This is a genomic window from Kitasatospora sp. NPDC048722, assembly GCF_040650235.1.
In the GTDB taxonomy this organism is placed as follows: domain Bacteria; phylum Actinomycetota; class Actinomycetes; order Streptomycetales; family Streptomycetaceae; genus Kitasatospora.
In genome coordinates this window covers 1-4,685 of sequence record NZ_JBEZGX010000134.1, presented here as the reverse complement: position 1 = coordinate 4,685, position 4,685 = coordinate 1, and the positions used below count along the sequence as shown (strand labels likewise).

The 4,685-nt window shown below is 74.3% G+C and carries 1 protein-coding gene; it reads right to left on the bottom strand.

Annotation, left to right across the window (positions count from 1 at the left end; translation table 11 throughout):
• Window positions 1-4,685 (bottom strand): beta-ketoacyl synthase N-terminal-like domain-containing protein (locus AB0C76_RS40995; protein WP_359975785.1); only part of this gene is annotated, 4,685 nt, incomplete at both ends.

Genomic DNA, 4,685 nt, shown 5'->3' with positions numbered 1-4,685 from the left:
CCGCACACCACACTCGGCGACCAGGTACCGGGCCACGACAGCCCCCAGACCACCCGTACCACCAGTGATCAACACCGTGTCATCCGCACCCACCGGCAACGGCCCCTCCGACTGCGGAAGACGCACCAGCCGCGGAACGAAGACGGCACCGCCACGCACCGCCGACTCCGGCTCGGCAGTGACGATCACCTCCCCATCGGTGTCCAACAGGACGAACCGCCCCGGATTCTCCGCCTGCGCCGCCCGGACCAGACCCCACACCGGAGCCTGCGCCAGATCCACCGCCTCACCGTCACGAACAGCCACCGCACCCCGCGTCACCACCACCAGACGCGACCCCGCGAACCGCTCCTCCACCAGCCACGCCTGGAGGACCTCCAGTACGGCGTGGACGTTCACGCGGACACCACTCGGGACGTCCTCGGGGCCCGTGAAGCCGCCGCAGTCGAGGACGACCACGCCGGGCACCGGCTCCGACGGCTGCGAGACGTCCTCCCACAGTGCCGAAGAGCGCTCGGAAGCAGCCGGAGTGGGCAGCTCCGCCCACTCGATCCCGTAGAGCGGGTCGACCGAGCCCAGGTGCTCCGCCGACACCGCCCGGCCCACCATCGAGGCCACGGTCAGCACCGGGCCGCCCGCCGGGTCGGCGAGGTCGAGCCGCAAGCCGCCGTCGTCGAGCCGGACGATCCGCACCCGCAGTGCCGAGGCGCCGACCGCGGAGAGGGTCACGCCGGTCCACGCGAACGGGATCATGGTCTCGCGCTCGCCGCCGCCGGCCAGGATCGCGGCGTGCATGGCGGCGTCGAGCAGCGCCGGGTGCACGCCGAAGCCATCGGCCGCCACGCCCTCGGGGAGTTCGACGTCCGCGAACAGCTCGTCGCCGCGCCGCCAGGCCGCCCGCAGCCCCTGGAACACCGGGCCGTAGCCGAACCCGGCCTCCGCCATCCGCTCGTACGCGCCCTCCACCGGCAGCGGCTCGGCGCCGACCGGCGGCCAGACGTCGAAAGCCTCCACCTCGACCGCTCCACCGACCGCCAGCGAACCGGCCGCGTGCTGGACCCACCCGGCGTCCGGATCCCCGTCCAGGCGGGAGTGGACGGTGACCGCGCGCCGTTCCGCGGCGTCGGGGGCGCCGACCCGCACGTGCAGCTGGACGGCGCCGTGCTCGGGCAGGACCAGTGGTGCGGCCAGCGTCAGTTCCTCCACCAGCTCGTACCCGACCTCGGCCGCGGCCCGCAGCGCGAGCTCGACCAGGGCCGCACCGGGGACCAGGACGGTGTCCAGGACCTGGTGGTCGGCCAGCCACGGGTGCGAGTCCAGCGACACCCGACCGGTGAGGAGGAACCCGTCCGTGTGGGACAGATCGACGGCCGCGCCCAGCAGCGGGTGTTCGAAGACACCCACGCCGACCGCGCCCAGGTCGCCCAGCGGGGTCGTCGCGTCGAGCCAGAACCGGCGGTGCTGGAACGCGTAGGTGGGCAGGTCCACCGTCCGGGCGCCGGTGCCGGCGAAGAGGACGGACCAGTCCACCTCGGCCCCGGCCGTGTGCAGCCGGCCGAGCGCGCCGACCAGGCTCGCCTCCTCGCCCCGGTCCGCGTGCAGGGCGGGCACGACGCACGTGCCGACAGCCGTCGGGTCGTGCAGGACGCCCTGCACCAGGCCGGACAGGACCGTGTCGGGGCCGAGTTCGAGATAGCGGCGGACACCCGCGGCCTCCAGCGTGCGCACGCCGTCGGCGAAGCGGACGGCCTCACGGACGTGGCGCACCCAGTACTCGGGCGTCGTGAGACCTTCGGCCAGTCCGCCGGTCAGGTTGGAGACCACCGGGATCGACGGCTCGCTGAACGTCAGCCGGTTGAGGACCGCGCGGAAGTCCTCCAGCATCGGGTCCATCAGCGGCGAGTGGAACGCGTGCGAGACGCGCAGCCGCGTCGTCTTGCGATCGGCGAAGTGCGCCCGGACCGCGTCAACGGCCTCCTCCGTCCCGGAGACGACGATCGAGCGCGGGCCGTTGACCGCGGCGATCGACACGAACTCACCCAGCAGTGGCAGGACTTCGTCCTCCGCCGCCTGCACCGCCAGCATCGCGCCACCCGCCGGCAGCGCCTGCATCAGACGGCCACGGGCACTCACCAACGCACACGCGTCGGCGAGCGAGAACACCCCCGCGACGTGCGCCGCGGCGACCTCACCGATCGAGTGCCCGGCCACGAACTCCGCCCGCACGCCCAGCGATTCGACGAGCCGGTACAGCGCCACCTCGACCGCGAACAGACCCGCCTGCGCGTACTCCGTCCGGCTCAACAGCTCCTCGTCCGAACCCCACACCACATCCCGAACCGGCACCTCCAACGCCGCACACACCTCGTCGAAAGCCCGCGCGAACACCGGGAACCGGGCATACAACTCCCGCCCCATCCCCAACCGCTGCGACCCCTGCCCCGAGAACAGGAACGCCGTCGCCCCACCCGCCCGGGCGGACGAGGTGGCCGTGCCCGGGGCGAGTTCGCCCCGGCTCAGCGCGTCCAGCCCCGCCAACAGCTCCTCCCGGTCCGCACCGAGCAGCACCGCGCGGTGCTCCAGCGCAGGCCGCGTCGCGACGAGCGAGTGGGCGACGTCCAGCGCGTCGAGCTCCGGCCGCGCACTCACGAAGGTCGCGAGCCGCTCGGCCTGCACCCGCAGGGCCTCCGGCGTCGCCGCGGCGAGCAGCCACGGCAGCGTGCCCGACTCCCGCCCGCCGGCGGATGATTCGACGATCGGCTCGGGGCCCTGCTCGACGATCACGTGCGCGTTGGTCCCGCTGATCCCGAAGGCGGACACGCCCGCCCGGCGCGGGCGGCCGGTGACCGGCCAGTCCCGGGCCTCGGCCAGCAGCTCGACCGCGCCCTCCGACCACTCGACGTGCGGCGAGGGCCGGTCGATGTGCAGCGACTTCGGCAGCACGCCGTGCTGCATCGCCAGCACCATCTTGATCACGCCGGCCACACCGGCCGCCGCCTGGGAGTGCCCGATGTTCGACTTGATCGAGCCCAGCAGCAACGGGAGTTCACGGTCCTGACCGTAGGTGGCGAGGAGCGCCTGGGCCTCGATCGGATCGCCCAGCGTCGTGCCCGTGCCGTGCGCCTCCACGGCGTCCACATCGCCGAACGACAGCCCGGCGCTCGCCAGCGCCTGCCGGATCACCCGCTGCTGCGACGGACCGTTCGGCGCCGAGAAGCCGTTGCTCGCACCGTCCTGGTTGACGGCCGTGCCGCGGATCACCGCGAGCACCCGGTGGCCGTTCCGCTCCGCGTCGGACAGCCGCTCGACGAGCAGCACCCCGACTCCCTCGGACCAGCCGACGCCGTCCGCCGAGCCCGCGAACGCCTTGCACCGGCCGTCCACCGACAGCCCCCGCTGCCGCGAGAACTCGATGAACATGCCCGGCGTCGACATCACGGTCGCGCCGCCCGCGAGGGCCAGCGAGCATTCGCCGGTGCGCAGCGCCTGGACCGCCAGGTGCAGGGCGACGAGCGAGGAGGAGCAGGCCGTGTCGACGGTCACCGCCGGGCCCTCCAGGCCCAGCGTGTAGGACACCCGGCCGGAGACGACGCTGCCGCCGCTGGTGCCGGAGGGGTTCGTGTTGAGCGCGTAGTCGTGGTACATGACGCCCGCGAAGACGCCGGTCCGGCTGCCGCGCAGCGACACCGGGTCGATGCCGGCCCGCTCCAGGGCCTCCCACGAGGTCTCCAGGAGGAGCCGCTGCTGCGGGTCCATGTAGAGGGCCTCGCGCGGGGAGATCCCGAAGAAGCCGGGGTCGAAGTCGCCGGCGTCGTGCAGGAAGCTGCCGTGGCGGGTGTAGCTGTGCCCCTCCTTGCCGGGCTCGGGGTCGTAGAGGTGCTCGATGTCCCAGCCGCGGTCCGTCGGCAGTCCGGTGACGGTGTCGACGCCGTTCGCCAGCAGCCGCCACAGCTCCTCGGGCGTGGTCGCGCCGCCGGGGTAGCGGCAGGCCATGCCGACGATCGCGATCGGCTCGTCGGAGGTGTGCGGGCGGACGTCGGTCCCGGTCATCGGGGTCGCCTCCGTTCCCGGACCGGCCAGGTCGAGGAGGTGCTCCGCGACGGCCCGCGCGTTGGGGAAGTCGAAGGCGAGGGTGGCGGGCAGGCGCAGGCCGGTCCGCTTGTTGAGGCGGTTGCGCAGGTCGGTCGCGGCGAGGGAGTCGAAGCCGAGCTCCTGGAATGCGCGCTCGGGCGCGATCGCCTCGGCGGAGGCGTGGCCGAGCACGGCGGCGACCTCGGTCCGCACGAGCTCCAGCGCCAGGCGCCGGCCCTCGCTCTCCCCCAGCCCGGCGAGGCGCCCGGCCAGGCCGGTCCCGGCCGTGCGGCCGCTCGCGGGCAGCTCGGCCCGCCTGCGCGGTGTGGCGAGGGCACGCAGGAGTGCGGGGACCTCGTCGGTGCGGGCGCGCAGGGCGGCGGCGTCGACCCGGATCGGCACGACGGCGGCGCTGCCGCTGCGCAGACCGGCGGCGAAGAGGGCCAGGCCGGTCGCGTGGTCGAGGACGGGGACACCCTGGGTGGCCATCCGCGCGCGGTCGACGTCGGCGAGGTCGCGGCCGAGGCCGGCGCCGACGTCCCACAGGCCGTAGGCCATGGCGGTGGCGGGCAGGCCGGCGGCGCGGCGGTGGGCGGCGAGCGCGTCGAGGAAGA